The sequence below is a fragment of the Streptomyces sp. NPDC003691 genome (genome assembly GCF_053981115.1).
This window is the reverse complement of record NZ_JBSFNQ010000118.1, coordinates 1-18,527: the sequence shown is the minus strand read 5'-3', so window position 1 is coordinate 18,527 and position 18,527 is coordinate 1. Positions and strand designations below refer to the sequence as shown.

The following is an 18,527-nucleotide window of genomic DNA, read 5'->3' as shown; positions in this document are numbered from 1 at the left end:
CGAGGGGCTTTGCGGTGCGTGCGCCGCCAGGGACTCGAACCCCGGACCCGCTGATTAAGAGTCAGCTGCTCTAACCAACTGAGCTAGCGGCGCTTGCTGACAGGAAAAACTCTACCGGACGCCGGAGGGTGCTCCGGACCAATATCCCGCCCATCTGATCGCCCCCGGCCTGTCGGATGGTCGTTTTGTCCCTTTTATGGGTCAGACTGCACTCAGCCACACCCAGTCGCGGACATCACGATTCAGCCAAGCACGGAAGGGCCAGGCCATGGCGGTGCCGGTTTTCGAGGAGTACGAGCCCGCTTCCGACTGCGACTGTCCGGGCTGCGTACAGCAGCGCCGGGCGCTCGCGGCCGGGGAGCACCCCGCGGCCCACGGCTGCCGCCGGGCGCTGGTGCTGGTCACCGCCGCGGGTGTGGTCCTCGGCGGGGGAGCGGCACAGCCCGCCGCCGCGGGCGCGGCGGAGGTCCGGGCCGGTGCGACCGGTGCGGCCGGTGTGCCCGGCGCGGGACGTACGGCCGTCGCGGCCGATGCCCCCGGCGCCGCGGTGGACCCCGCGCCCGGCAACGAACAGGGTGGCCGGGGCGCGCTGCACGGGCGGCCGCTGCCCGGTCCCTCGGGGAAGCCCGCGGTGCCCGTCGTACCCAAGATCACCCGGGCGGAGATCATCAAGCGGGCCAAGGTCTGGGTGGAGGCCGAGGTGCCGTACAGCATGTCCAAGTACTGGACCGACGGCTACCGGCAGGACTGCTCGGGCTATGTCTCCATGGCCTGGGGGCTGACCACCAACGAATGGACCGGCAGCCTCGCGACGTTCGCCACGGCGATCAAAAGGGAGGAGCTCCAGCCGGGGGACATCCTCCTCTTCCACAACCCGGCCAATCCCACCAAGGGGTCGCACGTCACGATCTTCGGTGGCTGGACCGACCACACGCACGAGTCGTACACGGCGTACGAGCAGACCCCGCCGGCCACCCGCAGGCAGTCCACGCCCATGGCGTACTGGAACAACTCGGACAAGTACCTGGCCTACCGGTACAACGGGATCACCAGCGCGACCACCCCGGAGGAGCCGGCGGAACCGGTCACTCCGCCCGCCCCGGTGACTCCGCCGGCGCCCGTGGTGCCCCCCGCGCCGACCACTCCCGCGCCGCCCGCCCCCGACGCCTTCCCCGGCGCCGGGTACTTCGGCCCGGGCGCCGACAACGAGCACGTCACCAGGCTGGGCCGGATGCTGGTCGAGCGCGGCGGCAAGCGGTTCTACACCAAGGGGCCCGGCCCGGTGTGGGGCGAAGCCGACCGCAAGGCCACCCAGGCGTTCCAGCTCGCCCAGGGCTGGAGCGGCAGCGGCGCCGACGGGATTCCGGGTGCCCGCACCTGGGATCTGCTGGTCACCGGCAAGGGCAAGAACATCCCCGCCGCGGAGACCGTGCCCGCGACCCCCGCGCCCGCAACCCCCGCGACCCCCGCCGCCCCGGCGCAGCCCGGTACCGCGCCCGCGGTCCCCGCCCCGGTGACCCCCGCGACCCCCGTGGTCGCGGCCCCGGCACCGCCCCCGGTGGCCCCCGCCCCCGGCGCGGTGCCCGCCGTGGCCGCCCCGGCGGTTCCGGGCTTCCCCGGCGCCAAGTTCTTCCGGCCCGGGGTGTCCAGCCCGCACACCACCCTGCTCGGACAGCAGCTGGTCAAGCGGGGCTTCGGCCGCCACTACACCAAGGGGCCCGGCCCGGTGTGGAGCGAGGCAGACCGGCGCAATGTGGAGGCGTTCCAGCTGGCCCAGGGCTGGCGCGGCGCCGACGCCGACGGCTACCCGGGGCCCGAGACCTGGCGGCGGCTGTTCGCGCTCACGCGCTGACCGGCGGATCCGGCCCGTACCACCCGAAAAGCGGAGGCTGCAGCACCGATGAGCACCAGCACCACCACATCGGAGCCGGAGGGCTCCGGCGCACCACCCCACCACTCCACGCACCCTCCGGCCGTTCACACCCCGGCCGTCCGCACGCCGGTCATCGGTCAGGAGACGACCACCGCGATCCCGGTCCACCTCCTCTTCCGTGACGACGGCGACGGCCGCGCCGGGAACGCAGGGAATGCCGGGAGCGCCGGGAGCGCCGGGGCCGGGGCCGGGAACCGCGGTGCCACCGGCCTGCCGGGCGGTGCCGTGTGGACCACCCCGCTCCGCCCGGCCGTGGTCTCCCGCCGCCGGGGCACCGGGGAGCAGCCCCGGGTACCCGCCGGTCCGGCCGCCCCCGCGGCCCGGCCCGCGCCGGCCCGCAAGCCCGGGCCCGGGCCCGAGCCGGCGGCCCCGGCCGCGGACCCCGGGCTCACCGAACGCCCCGGACCGGCCCTCCCCGGCTGGGCCGGGGTGATCGCGGGGGCCTGCTCCCTGGCGGGAACCGCCCTGGTGCTCTGGAGCACCGGCATCCTGCCGGTGGTCGCGACCCGGCTGCTGGGCCTGCCCCCGGCCCCGTACCCCGGTATCGGTCCGGAACTCTGGGGCTTCGCCGTTCTCGGGCCGCTCCTCGTGCTCTTCACCCTCGGCGGCGTCGCCCGCGGCCGGGCCGGACACGCCCATGTCCTCACCCTCTTCGGCGAGTACCGGGGGACCGTGCGCCGGACCGGGCTGATGTGGCTGAACCCGCTGCTGCGCCGCCGCCGGGTCGATGTCCGGCTCCGGCACTGGCGCAGTGCGCCGATGCCCGCGGTGACCTCGGACGGTACGGCGCTGCGGGCCGTGGTGCTGGTGGTGTGGCGGGTCCGGGACACGGCCCGGGCGGTCCTCGGGGTCGAGCGCCACGAGGTGTATCTGGCCGAACGGGTCGAGGCGTCGCTGTCCCGGGTGCTCGCCGCGCTGCCCGCCGACCCGGACCGCGGTGCCGCCGGGCCGTACGACGCCGGGGCGGTCGGTTCCGCGCTGACCGGGCTCCTGGCCGCCGAGTGCGCCCCGGCCGGGATCGAGGTCTTCTCGGCCCAGCCCACCGCGGTCGAGTACGCCCCCGAGGTCGCGGCCGCGCTCCAGCGCCGCCGGGTCGCGGCGATCGACGCCCGGCACCGGGACTCCGTACTGACCTCGGTGGTCGACGCGGTGGACGACACGGTCACCCGGCTGACCTCACGCGGTCTGGTCGAGCTGGACGACTACGAACGCAAGGCCCTCGTCAAGGATCTGACCGTGGCGTTCTACACCGGCCGGTCCGCGCCCCTGGAACGCTGAGTTCCGCGCCGGGCGGCGCCCGCCGCCGGGCCGGGGCCGCGGCGGGTGATGAAGGGGAAGCCGCTGCTGGGGCATGTATCCCGTGGCCAGGACCCTCACCGGCCCGGAAAATGAAGGTGTTCTCAGGGTCTGGACAGGGTGAACTCTGGTCAATACATTGGGTGTTGGTCTAGACCTGAAATGGCGCAGAAGAAGTGCCCCTCGCGGAGACACTCCCCCCACGGGAAACACCGCGGCCCCCACAGCCGGCCCATCCCCGATCGCAATCCCCAACCCCCCACAGCACAGCACGCGTGCAGCACGGCTCTCACTCGAACTCCCCCACGTTCTCTGGAGCGAGCATGCGCAAACGGATGACAGCCGCCGCCGTCGGCCTTCTGATGACGGGAGCCACCGTCGTCGCCACGGGCAGCGCAAACAGCCACGGCTATACCGAGAACCCGATCAGCCGCCAGAAGCTCTGTGCCAACGGCACCGTACAGAACTGCGGTGCCATCCAGTACGAGCCGCAGAGCGCCGAGGGCCCCAAGGGCTTCCCGTCCTCCGGCCCCGCCGACGGCACCATCTGCTCCGGCGGCAACGGACGGTTCTCGCAGCTCGACGACCCGCGCGGCGGCGCCTGGCCCGCCACCCGGGTCAGCTCGGGCAACTACACCTTCTCGTGGCGCTTCACCGCGCCGCACCGCACCAGCGACTTCAAGTACTTCATCACCAAGCCCGGCTGGAACCCCAACTCCAAGATCACCCGGGCCGCGCTGGAGTCCCAGCCCTTCCTGACCGTCGACTACGGCGGGAAGCAGCCGCCGTACACCCTCTCGCACAGCGGGAACCTGCCGTCCCGCTCGGGCCGGCATGTGATCGTGGCGGTCTGGAGCGTGTACGACACCCAGAACGCGTTCTACGCCTGCTCGGACGTCCAGTTCTGATCCGGGTCTGACCCGGACTCGGACCCGGACCCGGCCCGGACCGCTCCGCGCGGTCCGGGACCGGACGGTTCCGCGGCGGACGAGGAAGCAGGCCGGCGCGGCATGCAGCCCGGTGCGGCCGCCCAGGACGGGGCGGCCGCACCGGGCCGTGCGCGGTTGCGTCCCGGCGGCCCGCCGGGAGGCCGGGAGGTCGCCCCCGGTTCAGTCGTTGAGGCCGATCTGGCGCATCAGGCCGACGAGGTCGTAGAAGAGGTTCTCCTCGACGATCATCCCGTCCGCCCAGTGCGCCACGGTGCAGAAGTCGACGGCGAAGGCGCGCCCGGTGGGCGGGATCTCCCCGCCCGGGCCGCGCATCGGCCCGGTCATGGTGCCCGTGAAGCGGGCGACCGAGCAGGTCCACTCGCCCCGGCCGATCAGTACCTGATAGGGGCGATTGGCGACATGGTTGTCGGGGAAGGTGGCGAAGAACGCCATGGCCTCGGCCCGGTGGTCCTCGCGCCCCCGGGTGGGTGACGGCTGCCCGGGCCAGTGCACGATCGTGTCCGGAGCGTGACGGGCGTCGAAGGCGTCCCAGTCCTGGGCGTTCCACGCGTCGTCGAGGCTCTGCATGAACTGCATGTTCTCCTCGGCGGTCATCGTCGCCTCCCTGGTGCTGCTGGGCCCGGCCCGGCCGGGAAGCCGGGAACGGGCGGGCCGGTGGGCGACCACCACTCCAGCAGAACCCGGCGCCGGGAGCCGCGCAATCCGGCCCGGCGCCCCCGCTCGTACATCGTCCAGGGGCCGTCACGGAGCGGGCAGACGAAAACACCCGAGGCGTCCCGGCCGGAACCGGAACGCCTCGGGTGATCATCTGTGCGCCGCCAGGGACTCGAACCCCGGACCCGCTGATTAAGAGTCAGCTGCTCTAACCAACTGAGCTAGCGGCGCCTGACGAAGAAAATACTACCCGGTCCCGGCAGGTGCTCCCGACCACCGGACCGCCCGGAGCGACCCTCGGAGCGGCTCCCGGAACGACCCGGCGCGAGCCGGTGCCGTCCCGCGCCGTCCGGGCCGGTACGACCCCGGGCCGGCGGCATTCAGAGCGCGAGCGACAGGACCATCGGCGCGGCGTTGCGGTTGAGCGCGTCGGCCGCGGCCCGCAGCCGGTGCGCGTGCTCGACCGGCATGGAGAGCGCCAGACAGCCCACGGCCGAGCCGGCCGTCAGCGGGACCGCGGCGCAGACCGTGCCCACGGCGTACTCCTGGAGGTCGAGCACCGGGACGGTCGGCGGCTGGCTGTCCAGCTTGGAGAAGAGCAGCTGCTCGCTGGTGATCGTCCGGGAGGTGAAGCGGGTGATCTTGTGCCGGGAGAGATGGTCCCGCCGTCCGTTCGGGTCGAGCTGGGTGAGCAGGCACTTGCCGACCGCGCTCGCGTGGGCGGCGAAGCGGAAGTCGACGTACTCGTTGACCTTCGGGGTGAGCGGGCCGTCCGCGTACTGGGTGATCCGCACCTCGCCGTCGATATAACGGCTGACGTACACCGCGGCGCCGACCGTGTCCCGCAGCTCGGCCAGGCTGTGCTGGAGCTTCTCCTCGACCGCCCGCTCCCGCGCCGGGCCCGAGCCCAGCAGGACCAGGGAGTCGCCGATCGCATAGGCGCCGCCGTCGGCGAGCCGTTCGAGGTAGCCCTCGCGGCGGAGCATGTCGAGCATCGGCGTCAGATGGACGGTAGGCAGCCCCGTCTCCCGCGCGATCTGGTCGTCGGTGACACCGCCGCCGTGCCGGGAGACGGTTTCGAGTACGCGCAGTACGTACTGCACCGACTGGAATGACACGGTCGGCTCGGGCCTGAGCGCCACGGTCTCCCCCTCAGCAGGTCGTCACCGCAAGCTTCCCCTATCACGATAGCGGTCAATAACCGTCAGAAGCACGGTTGTTGGCCGGAATCGCGGGTGCTGTCACCCCCCTCAACAGCGTCTATTTTCCATGGCATATGCCAGTGACATGATTGGGGGTACGGGCGGGCACGGGATTCGGCCGGGCGTTCCCGCGTACCCCCGGCCGGGTCCCGCCGGTTCAGAGCACCGCGCCCAGGAACTCCCGGGTCCGCTCGTGCTCGGGGTCCGTGAAGATCTTCTCGGGTGGCCCGTACTCCAGTACCCGCCCCTCGTCGAACATCATCACGCAGTCCGAGACGTCCCTGGCGAAGGACATCTCATGGGTGACGCAGACCATCGTGACGTCCGTACTGCGCGCGATGCCCCGCAGCAGGTCCAGCACCCCGGCCACCAGCTCCGGGTCGAGCGACGAGGTCACCTCGTCCAGCAGCAGCACCTTCGGCCGCATCGCCAGGGCCCGCGCGATCGCCACGCGCTGCTGCTGGCCGCCGGAGAGCCGGCCGGGGTAGCTGTCGGTGTACTCGCCGAGGCCCACCAGGTCCAGCAGCTCCCGGCCGCGCTCCTCGGCCTCGTCGCGGGAGAGCCCCAGCACATGGACCGGCGCCTCGGTGACGTTCCGCAGCACCTTCATATGCGGGAACAGGTTGAACTGCTGGAACACCATGCCGATGTCCTTGCGGACCTCCCGCACCTCCTTCTCGCGCGCGGGCCAGAGCCGCCGCCCGCCGACCGTGATGGTGCCCTCGTCCGGTTTCACCAGGGTCATCAGCAGCCGCAGGATCGTGGTCTTGCCGGAGCCCGAGGGGCCCACCAGGGTGACGTGCTTGCCCGGGTGGACCGAGAAGTCCAGGGAGTCGAGGACCGTACGCCCTCCGAAGCGTTTGGTGACACCGTCGAAGCGGATCAGCTCGGACGGCGGGGCGGCTCCGGGGGCTCCGGGGGCCTCCGGCACCCCGGCGGAAGCAGTCGTGTCGCCGGTCTCGGTGGGGTCGTTCAGCGGTCGGTCAGCGGACAAGACGGCGCTCCAGTGCTCGCAGAAGAAGGGAAGCCGGGAAGGACAGGGCGATGAAGGCGATACCGACGACCGTGAACGCCTCCACGGTCAGGAAGGTCTCGGCGGCGAACTGGCGGGCCTGGCCGAGCATGTCCATCACCCCGATCACAAAGAGCATCGGTGTGTCCTTCAGCATCGCGATGACGTAGTTCCCGAGCGCGGGCGTCACCCGCCGCACCGCCTGCGGGAGGATCACCGACCGCCAGGTCAGCACCCGCGGCAGGCTGAGCGCGGTGGCCGCCTCCCACTGGCCCGCCGGGACCCCGTCGATACCGGCCCGGTAGACCTCCGCGGTGTACGTCGAGTAGTGCAGCCCGAGGCCGATCACCCCGGTGGCCGTCGCGGAGAGCGTGAGACCCCACTCCGGCAGTACGTAGTAGAGGAAGAACAGCTGCACCAGCAGCGGTGTGTTGCGGACGAACTCCGTGACGGCCGCCACCGGCCAGCGCACCAGGCGGTACGGGGACCGCAGCGCCAGCGCCCACACCAGCCCGAGCGCGAAGGCCAGCAGCGCGCCCAGCACCAGCGCCTGGAGGGTGACCAGCAGTCCGTCCCAGAAACGGGGCATGAAGTCCCCGACCGCGTCCCAGTCCCAGCGCATCAGCGCTCACCCCCCGCGGCCGCGGCCGTTCCGCCCGTGGGGGCGGGTGCCGGTGTCCGCCGCCGGGCCCGGATCCGGTCGAGGGCGGAGGGGCGGGTCTCCTGCCCCAGCCCGGCCTTCGCCCGGCGTTCCAGCACCCGCATCCCGCGGGTCAGGGTGAACGCCAGCACGAAGTACATGACCAGCACCACCGTGTAGACGGGCGCGCTGTCCCCGGTCGCGTTCCGCACCAGCGCCGCGCCGAACGCGATATCGCCCACTCCCATCACCGACACCAGTGCGGTGCCCTTGAGCAGCTCCACCAGGAGATTGCCGAACGGGGGGATCATTTCCGGCCAGGCCTGCGGCAGCACCACCCGGCGGAGCCGCTGCCCCGGAGTGAAGCCGAGGGCGACCCCGGCCTCCCGCTGCCCCGGCGGCACCGCGGCCAGCGCACCCCGGACCACCTCGGAGCCGTACGCCCCGTAGGTCAGGCCGAGCGAGAGGACCGCCGCCCACATCGGGACGAGCTGCCAGCCGAAGCCCATCGGCAGCACGAAGAACACCCAGAACATCAGGATCAGCGCCGAAGTGCCCCGGAAGACCTCCGTATAGGCCGCGGCGGCGAACCGGACCAGCCGGCTGCGGTGGGTGCGCGCCGGACCGACGGCGAAGGCGACGAGCACCGACAGCGCGGCACTGAACACGGTGAGCTGGACGGTGATCCACACACCCTCCAGAAGCAGCTCCCAGAGCCCCGGGGTGATCTCGCTCATCCCGCGCACCTCGCCCGGGCGGTGACCGTGGTCATCTGGGCCTCGCGGAAGCCGAAGGGCCGCATCAGCGCCAGCAGCTCCCCGCTCCGTTTCAGCTTGTGCAGTTCGCGGTTGAAGGCGTCCCGGAGCCGGGTCTCGGGGGAGCGGAAGGCGAAACCGCCCACGTCGATCACCGGTTTCCCGTCCAGATAGGGGGTGATTTCGGGTGTCGCCTCGGCCCGGGAGCTGCCCCGGACGACGTTCCGGACGGCGACGGCGGTGCCCGCGAAGACATCGACCCGGCCCTGTTCGACGGCGAGCAGTCCGGCCAGCTGGTCGGGCAGGGTCACGATGTCCTTCACCCCGGCCTCCCGGGCGTAACCGATCTCCGCGTACCCCACCCCGGTCGCCAGCCGGGCGCCGGACCGGGCCACGTCGGCGAAACTGCGCAGCTTCTTCGGATTGCCCCTGGCCACCAGGAAACCGCTGAGCATCTGGTACTCGGGGTCGGAGAAGACGACCTGTTCGCAGCGGGCCGGGGTGATGAACATCCCGGCGCCGACGACATCGAACTGGAGGGCGTTGAGTCCGGTGATCAGTGAACCGAACTCGGTGGGGAAGGGCCGGACCTCCCCGACCCCGAGCGCCCGGAAGATCCGCCGGGCGATCACCGGCGACGAGCCCGTCATCTCGCCGTCCCGGCCGATGTAGCCGAACGGCTGCTCGCCGGCCAGCCCCAGCCGTACGGTCCCCTTCGCCCGCAACTGCTCCAGCAGACGTCCGCCGTCCCCGGCGTCCGCGGTGGCCACCCGGCTGCAGCCGCTGCTCGCGCCCGCGGCGGCCAGGGTGCCCAGGGCGGCGGCGCCGGTGAGCAGCGAGCGCCGGCCGATACCGCGCCGGGGCGCGGCGGACGGCTCCGGTCTTTCCTGCGTACGGGGTTGCCGTGGCTCGTGCTTCATGGATGACTTGGGGGGCGGGTGGGGTTCATGAGCATGGAGTCGGGCCATGCCCGCGCGGCTACCCGGACCGTACGCAGGTATGCGGACCGGCCGCGCCGGGGCGGGACGCGCAGGCGGGCCGGGAAGGGCCCCGGGCACCGGGCCGCCCGCCCGCCCGGGAACCGGTCGTTCCCGGGAACAACCGGAGGAAACCTCCTGTTGATGGAGTGCGAGAGCTTGCTGGGGCGGAGCACGGAGGCTGAGGACCGGTGGACGAGACGCGGAACGGGACAGCGGACGAGACGCGGAACGGGACGACGGGCGGGGCGGAGTTCCCCGCCGGGGCCGGGGCGGACCGGGACGCCGATCCGGTAAGGGGCCGGGCGCTCGGCACCGCGCCCGTACCGCTCTCCGTACTGGACCTGGTCACCGTCGGACGGGGCCGGACCGCGACGGACGCCCTGCGCACCAGCGTCGCGATCGCCCGGCTCGCCGAGGACCGCGGCTACCACCGCCACTGGGTCGCCGAGCACCACTCCATGCCCGGGGTCGCCTCCTCGTCCCCGGCCGTGATCCTGGCCCATCTCGCCGCCCGCACCGACCGGATCAGGCTCGGCTCCGGCGGGGTGATGCTGCCCAATCACGCCCCGCTGGTCGTCGCGGAGCAGTTCGGCACCCTGGAGGCGCTGGCGCCGGGCCGGATCGACCTCGGCCTCGGCCGGGCCCCCGGGACCGACGGGGCGACCGCCGCCGCGCTGCGCCGCACGGGCCGGGCGGGGGAGGGGGCGGAGGACTTCCCGCAGCAGGTGGCCGAGGTGACCAGATTCCTCGACGACGACTTCCCGGACGGCCATCCGTATGCGCGGATCCATGCCGTCCCCGGGCCCGTGCAGGGCCCCCCGAACCGGCCGCCGGTCTGGCTGCTGGGCTCCTCCGGCTTCAGCGCCCGGCTCGCGGGCGCGCTCGGGCTGCCCTTCGCCTTCGCCCACCACTTCTCCGCCCGGAACACGATCCCGGCGCTGGAGCTGTACCGGCAGTCGTTCCGGCCCTCGGCCGCGCTGGCCGAGCCGTATGCGCTGATCGGAGTGGCCGCGCTCGCCGCCGACGACGAACGGGAGGCCCGCCGCCAGGTGCTGACGGGCGCGCTGTCGATGCTGCGGCTGCGCTCCGGGAAACCCGGGCTGATCCCCACGCCGGAGGAGGCCGAGGCGTACTCCTTCACCCCGCTGGAGCGGGAGTTCACGGACGACTGGCTGTCGACGATCGTCCACGGCACACCCGACGCGGTCCGGACCGGGCTCGACCTGCTGGCGAAGCGGACGGGCGCGGACGAGCTGATGCTGACGTCGAACGTGCACGGCGAGGCGGCGCGGCTGCGCTCGTACGAACTCGTCGCCGACGCCTACGGGTTGCCGCGGACCGGAAAGTGATCCGGCGCGCCGGGGCCGGGCCCTCCGGCCGGGTCCCGGCGGGCATCCGGAGGAGGGTCCGGGTGGCCCCCGAGGGCTGCGGAGGGTCCCTCCGGGGCCGGTGATTTCTTTCCGGTGGTTCATCCATGAACTGTCCGTTTAGTCCGTATCATCTAGCCCTTAAATTCTTCTTATCTCCCGCTTAAAGTCCTCGTCAGTAACGGTGAGAAGCGATTCATCTTTGCTCATCCACCGCTCTGACTAGGGGTTTTACCTTGAAATTGGTCTAGTCCCTTTTTGTTGGGAGCTTGGTCGAGACCATTGACGAGACGCTGGCCGGATCGCTATCTCTTTCTCCGGCCCGTCCGACGCCGACCGGCGGGCCCGCACCCCCTCGTTCCCCCCACCTCGGAGGCATTACGTGCGCTCCCGCAAACCTTTGATCGCGGCCATGACGACTGCGGCGCTCGCCGCGGGCGTCCTGGCCGGATTCGCCGCGACGGGCAACGCAGCGACCCCGCAGCAGACGACTGCGGCGAACGCCGCCGCCCAGCCCGGCGTGAAGATCGCGTACTACGACCAGTGGAGCGTGTACGGCAACGCCTTTTACCCCAAGCACCTGGACACCCGGGGCATCGCGAACAAGCTGGACATCATCAATTACTCGTTCGGGAACATCCACCCGACCGATCTGACCTGCTTCCAGGCCAACAAGGCGGCGGGCGACGACAACAACCCCAACGCCGGTGACGGCGCGGGCGACTCGTACGCCGACTACCAGCGCACCTTCTCCGCCGCCGACAGTGTCGACGGTGTGGCCGACCGCTGGGACCAGCCGATCGCGGGTGTCTTCAACCAGTTCAAGAAGCTGAAGGCCAAGTACCCCCACCTCAAGATCAACATCTCGCTGGGCGGCTGGACGTACTCCAAGTACTTCCACGACGCGGCCAAGACCGACGCCGCCCGGAAGAAGCTCGTCGCCTCCTGTATCAAGCAGTACATCACCGGTGACGTCCCCAAGGCCGACGGCTACGGCGGCCCCGGCACCGCCGCCGGGATCTTCGACGGCATCGACATCGACTGGGAGTACCCCGGCTCCAGCGGCGGCCACCTGGGCAACCACTACGGCCCCGAGGACAAGGCCAACTTCACCCTGCTGCTGGCCGAGTTCCGTAAGCAGCTCGACGCCTACGGCACGGCCAACGGCGGCAAGAAGTACCTGCTGACCGCCGCCATGCCGGCCGGCCAGGACAAGATCAAGCACATCGAGACGGACAAGGTGGGCGCGTACCTCGACTACGCGAACATCATGACGTACGACATGCACGGCGCCTGGAACGGCACCGGCCCGACGTACCACCAGTCGCCGCTGTACTCCCCGCCGTCGGACCCGACCAACCCGATCGCGCCCGGCACGGAGAAGTACTCGATCGACAACTCGGTCCGCGCCTGGACCGAAGGCAACGCGGCCTACGGCATCGCGGGCGGCTTCCCGGCCTCCAAGATCACCCTCGGCTACGAGATGTACTACCGCGGCTGGAAGAACGTCCCGGCCGGGACGAAGAACGGCCTCGGCCAGTCGGCCAACGGCGGCAGCGCCCCGCGTCCGCTGAGCCTGGCGCCCGGCATCGCCAACTACAAGGAGCTCGGCGGTATCGTCGACAACCCGGCGACCACCTTCTGGGACGACGAGGCCAAGGCCGCGTACTTCTACAAGAACGGCGAGTTCTTCACCGGTCTGGACAAGCGCGCGATCGACGCCCGGGCCGCCTACGCCAAGACCAAGGGCCTCGGCGGAGCGATGATGTACTCCCTCATCGGCCTGGACGAGCAGACCAAGCTGCTGAACGACATCGTCGCCGCGGTCGGCGAGAGCGTCCGCCCGGACCCGACCCCGACCCCCACCCCCACGCCCACCCCGACCCCGGCCTGCGGTGAGGCCTGGACCGCCACCGGGGTGTACAACACCAACGCCATCGCGTCCCACAACGGCCGTAAGTGGAAGGCCCAGTGGTGGACCCAGGGCAACGAGCCCGGGACCGGCGGCGAATGGGGTGTCTGGCGCGACCAGGGGCCCTGCTGACCCCGGCCGGACGGCCGTGGAATCAGGGGTCGCCCCCACTGCACCATCCGGCCCCTGAGTACGACCCGGTACCACCAGCACTGACCGGAACCACCGGTACCGGATAACAGAACCACCGTATTCCCCCCACAACACCGCCCCCGCCCGGATGTTCATCCCGGGCGGGGGCGGTACCCATTCCGGCCCCGCGGGGTCGCCGGAGCCCACAGGGGCGGCCGGTGCGCTCCGGCCCCGGTCCGCTCCGGTCGGTCCCTGCCCGCTCCGGTCCGCTGCCGTCCGCTCCGGCCCCGGTCCGTTCCGACCCGTTACTGCCTCAGGCCGGCAGCGCCGTCAGACCCACCAGCTCGGCGATCCGGTCCGGCGGCACCGCCCGCGAGTAGAGCCAGCCCTGCCCGCTGTCGCAGCCGATCCGCCGCAGCCGCGCCGCCTGGCCCGCGGTCTCCACGCACTCCGCCGTCACGGTCAGCCCCAGCTGGTGCGCCAGCCGCACCAGCGCCTCCACGATCGTCTCGTCCGCCGGGTTCGGATGGGCCTCGTCCTGGAAGCCGCGGACGAAGGACCCGTCCAGCTTGAGCGCCGAGACCGGCAGCCGGCTCAGATAGGCCAGATTCGAGTAGCCCGTGCCGAAGTCGTCGATCGCGATCCGCACGCCCATATCGCTGAGCGCCTGGAGCGCCTGGAGCGGCCGCCCTGCCGAGCCCATCACCGCCGACTCCGTCAGCTCCAGCTGGAGCAGGTGCGGCGGCAGGCCGGACTCCTCCAGGGTCTGCGCCACGTCCGCCACCAGATCCGAGTCCCATACCTGCCGTACGGCGACATTGACGCTCACCAGCAGCGGCCGGCTCCCCGGGTGGTCGAGCTGCCAGCGGCGCGCCTGACGGCAGGCCGTCCCCAGCACCCAGCGCCCCAGCGGGACGATCGAACCGTCCTCCTCGGCGATCCCGATGAACCGATTCGGCGCCAGCGTTCCGAACCGCGGATGGTGCCAGCGGACCAGCGCCTCCACCCCGTGCGTGACCCCGTCCGCCAGCCCCACCAGCGGCTGGTACTCCAGGGCGAACTCGCCGCGTTCCAGGGCCGGGCGGAGCGACGAGGAGAGCGCCTGCCGGGTCATCCGGTGGGCGTTGCGCTCCGGGTCGAAGAGCGTCCAGCGGGCCTTGCCGTCCTCCTTGGCCCAGTAGAGGGTGGTGTCGGCGGCCTGCATGAGCCCGGTCGCCGAGGTCCCGGCCGCGGCCCGCTCCACCACTCCGATCGAAGCCGATACCGACAGCTGCTGTCCGTCGAGGTCGAACGGCCGCTGGAGCGCCGCCAGCACCGATCCGGCCAGCTCGGCGAGCTGCTCCGTACCCGTGGACTCCTCGACCAGGACGGCGAACTCGTCCCCGCCGAGCCGGGCCACCAGATGCCCGCCGCCCCGGGCCGCGCCCAGGCTCTCCGCGCACTCGGCCAGCCGGGCCGCGACCGCCACCAGCAGCTTGTCGCCGATCCGGTGCCCGAGCGTGTCGTTGACCGCCTTGAAGCCGTCCAGGTCGAGATAGCAGAGCCCGATCCGGCCGGTGGCCCCGCGCTCGTACGCCGCGGACTCCAGCGCCGCCGTGAGCCGTTCGAAGAACAGCACCCGGTTCGGCAGCTTGGTCACCGCGTCGTGCATCTCCAGATGGCGCAGCCGGGCGCGCAGCTCCCGCCGCTCGCCCACGTCCGCCACGCACAGGAGCGCACCCCGCCCGGCCTCGGCCGGCCCGCCGGCGCCGGTCAGCGGGGTCACGGTGATCTCCGCCCAGAGCGTGCCGCCGTCGGCGCGTTTCACCCGGCGTGTGCAGCACAGCCGGGGCCGCCGGCCGCGCAGGACCTCGCGGTAGGTCTTCCGGCTGTCCTGGTCGGCCGCCAGTCCCGTGAGCTCCTCGGCGCTGCGGCCCGTCGTGTTCCCGCCGAAGAGCCCGGCGAAGGCCGGGTTCGCTCCGGTGACGAGGCCGTCGGCGCCGACGACGGCCATGGGAAGGTCCGCCGCGTCGAACGCGGCCCGATAGTCCCGCCCGGACCCTGTTCCTTCGGGGGTTCCGCTCACCGCTTTCACTCCCGCAGTGCAGTTGTGTCGTGGATGTGGTCGGAATGCGTCACACGAGCCGTCGACCGGCCCGCGGCGGTGACGAGAGCCGCCGGGGAACGATCGCGAGAGATCCAAAAACAACCTAATGCAAGGAAACCAAGGTATAGATGTGGAAAGTTGAGGAAAGCTCAGGAACGTTGAGGAAACGGACCGGGGAAAGTGTGCCGATCATAGAGGCTGCCCTGTGGGGCGTTCCACCTTCACCGCCGCGGCGCGGTGTCCCGGCAGCCACTGACAGATCGTTTCTGCATGCCTCGGTTCGAACTTGTTCGTTTGTGCCCGGCGATCTGATCCCCCGCTGACCGGATCTGCCGACCGGAGCGTCGGCTCCGGGAACCGCGGCGGGCCGCCGGTCTCAGCTCGGTGTCGGACCGGTGTCGGAGCGGTCACCCGACTGGGGCACCGGAAGTGGTCGTGTGCCATGAAATCACCACAAGGTGGTCGAGGTGTCGTTCATTTCGCCGCATTCCGCAGCCGGAGGTCCACGTGGAGCGTCAGCAGTCACCCGCGGGTCCACCCGGGAGTGTGGAAGGCGGGCGTCTGTACGGATCGGACGGCCCCGGCGGCTCGGGCGGCCGGAGCGGCGGTGACCGGGGGGACGATGGGGCGGGAGGTACGGGCGGTGAGCGCAGCCGGGCCCGCAGCGCGGCCGCCGCACTGACCTCCCTGCTGGCCCTCGCGGCGACCTCGCTGGTGGCGGGGCCCGCCGTGGCCAAGACTTCGTCCGCCTCCTGCGCGCTGACGCGTACGCCCGCGCACCACTCCCTGGGGCTCGACACCTGGAACACCGCCTATCCCCGGCCGGCCCGGAGCCTCGACGCCGTCATGGTGTTCCTCTCCTTCCCGGACTCGGCCCCGCGCACCACTCCCGGGCAGCTGGCCGCCGACCATTTCCCCGCCACCAGCGCCTTCTTCGAACGGGCCTCCTACGGGCGGTTCGCCCTGCGGGCACATCCGCAGCGCGAGTGGGTGCGGATGCCGAAGCCGTCCACGGCGTACGGGATACGGCGCGACTGGGGCGCCGGGCAGCGGAAGTCCTTCCTCCGGGACGCCCTGGGCGCGGCCGACCGCACCGTCGACTTCTCCCGGTACGACATCGTCTATCTGGTCGCGGACCCCGACGCGCCGGGAGTGGACTCCGACGCCACCAAGGTCGTCAACTTCGCCCGGCCGATGACCTACGACGGCACCGGGCTCCGGCGGGTCGTCACGGTCTTCGAGCAGCACCCGCCGGACCGGAACGTGCTCGCCCACGAGACCGGGCACGTCTTCGACCTGCCCGACCTCTATCAGCGTCCCGTCGACGGCAAGGGCGACTGGGACACCTACGTCGGCGACTGGGACGTCATGGGCAGCCAGTTCGGGCTGGCCCCCGATCTGTTCGCCTGGCACAAATGGAAACTGGGCTGGCTGGACGGCGGGGGAGTGCGCTGTATCACCCGGCCCGAGACGATCACCCTGGAACCGGTCGGCGCGGCACCCGCCCCGGGCGGGGCGCTCGGCACCCGGCTCGCCGTGGTCCGCACCGGTCCGGGTACGGCCCTGGCGGTCGAGGCGCGCGGCGCGGCCGGCAACGACCGGACGACCTGCACCGAGGGCGTCCTCCTCTACCGGGTCCGCGCGGACACGGTCTCCGGCGGCGGTCCGGTCGAGGTGATCGACACCCACCCCGAGACGGAGGCGTGCTGGGACCGCTCGGTGTACCCGAAGCTGGCGGATGCCCCGCTGGGCGTTGGAGAAACGTTCACTCTGTCCGGGGGGTCGGGGGAGCGGATCCGGATCGAAGTGACGGACCGTACCGCGACGGGCGCCTGGACGGTCAAGATCAGCACCGGCTGACCCCCGGGGCAGGCCCGGCCCCGGGCTCCTGGCGCGGCTCTGCGGGCACGAAAAAGCCCCCTCGCTCTCGCAAGGGGGCTTTCCCCGTCTGTGCGCCGCCAGGGACTCGAACCCCGGACCCGCTGATTAAGAGTCAGCTGCTCTAACCAACTGAGCTAGCGGCGCCTGCTGACGTCGTAGACATTAGCACCCTGGTCCGGGAGAGGAGAAATCGGTCCGTACGGCCCCGCCGGAGGGCCCGTACGCACGGCCCCGGCAGCCGCCCGCGCCGCCTTCACGGCCCGTACACAGGCCCAGAGCAGCACCTCCGGACCCGGCAGCCAGGGATGCCGGCTCCCCGGCGCCACCAGCCAGCGCGGCAGCGCCCCGGCGTCGCCCCCGGGCGGGGTCAGCGGGGGTGCCGTCACCGCGTCCCCCCGGCCGTGGAACATCAGCGCCGGTACGAAACCACCCCACTCCTCCCAGCTCAGCAGCGCCGGCAGCCGGGCCGCCGTACCCGGCGCCGCGAAGATCAGCATCCGCCCCCGGTGCGCCGCGACCGGGCCCGAACCCGGGCCCTCCTCCCAGATCCGGTCCAGCAGCAGCCGCCCGAACACGGCGGGCGCGCTCACCACGTCGAACAGGCGCCCGCACGACAGTACGGCGGGCGCGCAGGGCGCACCCGGGCGGTGCTCCCAGTGCGGGCGCGGCGAGGCCCCCGCGGCCGCCAGCCAGTCCGCTCCTGCGGCCGTGACCTGCGCCGCTGCGGCCTGCGCCGCAGGGGGGCGCGCCGCTGCGAGATGGGCCGCGACCCGGGTGCTCTCCTGCCGCCCGCCTCCCGCGACGAGTCCCTCCTCCGGGGTGGGCGGCAGGGCGGGGCCGCTGGGTAACGGGGCGCTCGTCGGACTCGTCGGGGAGCTCATGACATCAGGTGTACCGGGCGTGACCGCATGATTCCACTCTGTCGGTGAAACGGTGACAGGGCGGGGGCGGACGGGGTATCTTGCCGCCCGGCATATGCCGGTTGCCTACGCGGCGGGTTGCCCGCGCGGCGCGTTGAGGGTGGGGCCTGGTGGGCACGGGGCCGGGGCGCCCCCGGGCCCTGCGCCCTACGCGTGGCCGTCCTCGCGGGCGAGGCCCCGGCCGAATTCGATCATCTTCCGCGCGTAGTCCTCGGTCCAGCCCGCACGGTCGGCGATGTCACCGGGCGTCATCCGGTCGAACCGCCGGGGGTCCGCGAGCTGCGCGGCGGCCAGAGCCTGGTACTCCACCGCCCGGTCCGTCGCGGCCCGGAACGCCAGGGTCAGCTCGGTGGCCCGGGCCAGGAGGGCGCGGGGGTCGTCCATCGCCTCCAGGTCGAAGAAGTGCTCGGGATCGGCGGCGGCCTCCGCGGGCTCGAACAGCAGCGTGGCAGGGCGCGGCTTGCGGTGTCCCTGCGGGGGCTGGGTCATGTCACGTCCTCCGGGCGTCGGTCACGTTCCAGCGTCCATTCTCCCCCGCCCCGCAAGGCCGCATCCTCGCCTCCCGCTGTGGGGTGCGCCCGGGTAGCCTCCCCCGGGGCCGTGCTCCCTACGGGGTGCCGGGTGCCCGGGTGTGTGCCTTGCCCCCCTGGGGTGTGCCTTGCCCGCGGGGTGCGGGTTGCTTCTGCGCCTCAAACGCCGGCGGGGCTGAAAGGCTTTGTGACCGTTGCTACGTGGGGTCGTGACCCGCCTTGTCTGGGTTCGGGTGGGTCGTGGGCCTCCGGGCTCACCTCCTCGCCGACGGCGATG

Annotated in this window: 15 protein-coding genes and 3 tRNA genes; 6 read left to right on the top strand and 12 right to left on the bottom strand. The window is 72.2% G+C overall.

Going from position 1 to position 18,527, the window contains the following annotated elements; translation table 11 throughout:
* Window positions 1-19: 19 nt before the first annotated feature.
* A tRNA-Lys gene (locus tag ACWDR0_RS31740) sits at window positions 20-93 on the bottom strand.
* Between the two features lie 175 nt (window positions 94-268).
* Between ACWDR0_RS31740 and ACWDR0_RS31735 the strand changes: the two genes are divergently transcribed.
* The 3 genes from ACWDR0_RS31735 to ACWDR0_RS31725 all read left to right on the top strand — a co-directional run bounded on the left by ACWDR0_RS31735 (window position 269) and on the right by ACWDR0_RS31725 (window position 4,137).
* Window positions 269-1,852: a peptidoglycan-binding protein gene (locus ACWDR0_RS31735; protein ID WP_456355272.1), complete on the top strand. Its 1,584-nt coding sequence runs from the start codon at window positions 269-271 to the stop codon at window positions 1,850-1,852.
* A gap of 48 nt (window positions 1,853-1,900) precedes the next feature.
* Entirely contained in the window at window positions 1,901-3,211 is a 1,311-nt protein-coding gene (locus ACWDR0_RS31730; RefSeq protein ID WP_456355271.1) for an SPFH domain-containing protein, read from the top strand.
* 341 nt (window positions 3,212-3,552) lie between these two features.
* Window positions 3,553-4,137, top strand: a complete 585-nt coding sequence (locus ACWDR0_RS31725) for a lytic polysaccharide monooxygenase auxiliary activity family 9 protein (protein WP_456355270.1) — start codon at window positions 3,553-3,555, stop codon at window positions 4,135-4,137.
* A 201-nt stretch (window positions 4,138-4,338) separates the two neighbouring features.
* Here ACWDR0_RS31725 and ACWDR0_RS31720 read toward each other — a convergent pair whose 3' ends face one another.
* The 7 genes from ACWDR0_RS31720 to ehuB form a co-directional block, all read right to left on the bottom strand.
* Window positions 4,339-4,773 (bottom strand): ester cyclase, encoded by a 435-nt coding sequence (locus tag ACWDR0_RS31720; protein WP_456355269.1) that lies wholly within the window; start codon window positions 4,771-4,773, stop codon window positions 4,339-4,341.
* Window positions 4,774-4,990: 217 nt separating this feature from the next.
* Window positions 4,991-5,064, bottom strand: a tRNA-Lys gene (locus ACWDR0_RS31715).
* Window positions 5,065-5,213: 149 nt separating this feature from the next.
* Window positions 5,214-5,975, bottom strand: coding sequence for an IclR family transcriptional regulator (locus ACWDR0_RS31710; protein WP_456355268.1), 762 nt, complete (start codon window positions 5,973-5,975; stop codon window positions 5,214-5,216).
* Window positions 5,976-6,192: 217 nt separating this feature from the next.
* The gene (locus ACWDR0_RS31705) at window positions 6,193-7,029 is read right to left on the bottom strand and encodes an amino acid ABC transporter ATP-binding protein (protein ID WP_456355267.1); all 837 of its coding nucleotides are present in this window, start codon (window positions 7,027-7,029) and stop codon (window positions 6,193-6,195) included.
* On the bottom strand, window positions 7,019-7,669 hold the full coding sequence (gene ehuD, locus ACWDR0_RS31700) for an ectoine/hydroxyectoine ABC transporter permease subunit EhuD (RefSeq protein WP_456355266.1): 651 nt from the start codon (window positions 7,667-7,669) through the stop codon (window positions 7,019-7,021). The genes ACWDR0_RS31705 and ehuD overlap by 11 nt, the downstream gene beginning before the upstream one ends.
* Window positions 7,669-8,424 carry an ectoine/hydroxyectoine ABC transporter permease subunit EhuC gene (gene ehuC / locus ACWDR0_RS31695; RefSeq protein ID WP_456355265.1) on the bottom strand — a complete coding sequence of 252 codons (756 nt, stop codon included), beginning with the start codon at window positions 8,422-8,424 and terminating at the stop codon, window positions 7,669-7,671. Before ehuC ends, ehuD begins: the two co-directional genes overlap by 1 nt.
* Window positions 8,421-9,362: an ectoine/hydroxyectoine ABC transporter substrate-binding protein EhuB gene (gene ehuB, locus ACWDR0_RS31690; protein ID WP_456355264.1), complete on the bottom strand. Its 942-nt coding sequence runs from the start codon at window positions 9,360-9,362 to the stop codon at window positions 8,421-8,423. The genes ehuC and ehuB overlap by 4 nt, the downstream gene beginning before the upstream one ends.
* Before the next feature lie 248 nt (window positions 9,363-9,610).
* Between ehuB and ACWDR0_RS31685 the strand changes: the two genes are divergently transcribed.
* Both ACWDR0_RS31685 and ACWDR0_RS31680 read left to right on the top strand, forming a co-directional pair.
* Window positions 9,611-10,771: an LLM class flavin-dependent oxidoreductase gene (locus tag ACWDR0_RS31685; RefSeq protein ID WP_456355263.1), complete on the top strand. Its 1,161-nt coding sequence runs from the start codon at window positions 9,611-9,613 to the stop codon at window positions 10,769-10,771.
* Window positions 10,772-11,201: 430 nt separating this feature from the next.
* Complete coding sequence (locus ACWDR0_RS31680; RefSeq protein WP_456355262.1) at window positions 11,202-12,833, top strand: glycosyl hydrolase family 18 protein; 1,632 nt, start codon at window positions 11,202-11,204, stop codon at window positions 12,831-12,833.
* A gap of 313 nt (window positions 12,834-13,146) precedes the next feature.
* On the opposite strand, the gene ACWDR0_RS31675 is transcribed toward ACWDR0_RS31680, so the two are convergent.
* Window positions 13,147-14,907 (bottom strand): putative bifunctional diguanylate cyclase/phosphodiesterase, encoded by a 1,761-nt coding sequence (locus ACWDR0_RS31675; protein ID WP_456355261.1) that lies wholly within the window; start codon window positions 14,905-14,907, stop codon window positions 13,147-13,149.
* A gap of 519 nt (window positions 14,908-15,426) precedes the next feature.
* Here ACWDR0_RS31675 and ACWDR0_RS31670 point away from each other — a divergent pair.
* Complete coding sequence (locus ACWDR0_RS31670; RefSeq protein WP_456355260.1) at window positions 15,427-16,779, top strand: M6 family metalloprotease domain-containing protein; 1,353 nt, start codon at window positions 15,427-15,429, stop codon at window positions 16,777-16,779.
* Window positions 16,780-16,870: 91 nt separating this feature from the next.
* On the opposite strand, the gene ACWDR0_RS31665 is transcribed toward ACWDR0_RS31670, so the two are convergent.
* From ACWDR0_RS31665 to ACWDR0_RS31655, 3 genes are all read right to left on the bottom strand, one after another.
* Window positions 16,871-16,944, bottom strand: a tRNA-Lys gene (locus ACWDR0_RS31665).
* Window positions 16,935-17,681, bottom strand: coding sequence for a hypothetical protein (locus ACWDR0_RS31660; protein WP_456355259.1), 747 nt, complete (start codon window positions 17,679-17,681; stop codon window positions 16,935-16,937). Before ACWDR0_RS31660 ends, ACWDR0_RS31665 begins: the two co-directional genes overlap by 10 nt.
* 186 nt (window positions 17,682-17,867) lie before the next feature.
* Window positions 17,868-18,209, bottom strand: a complete 342-nt coding sequence (locus ACWDR0_RS31655) for a hypothetical protein (protein ID WP_456355258.1) — start codon at window positions 18,207-18,209, stop codon at window positions 17,868-17,870.
* Between the last annotated feature and the right edge of the window lie 318 nt (window positions 18,210-18,527).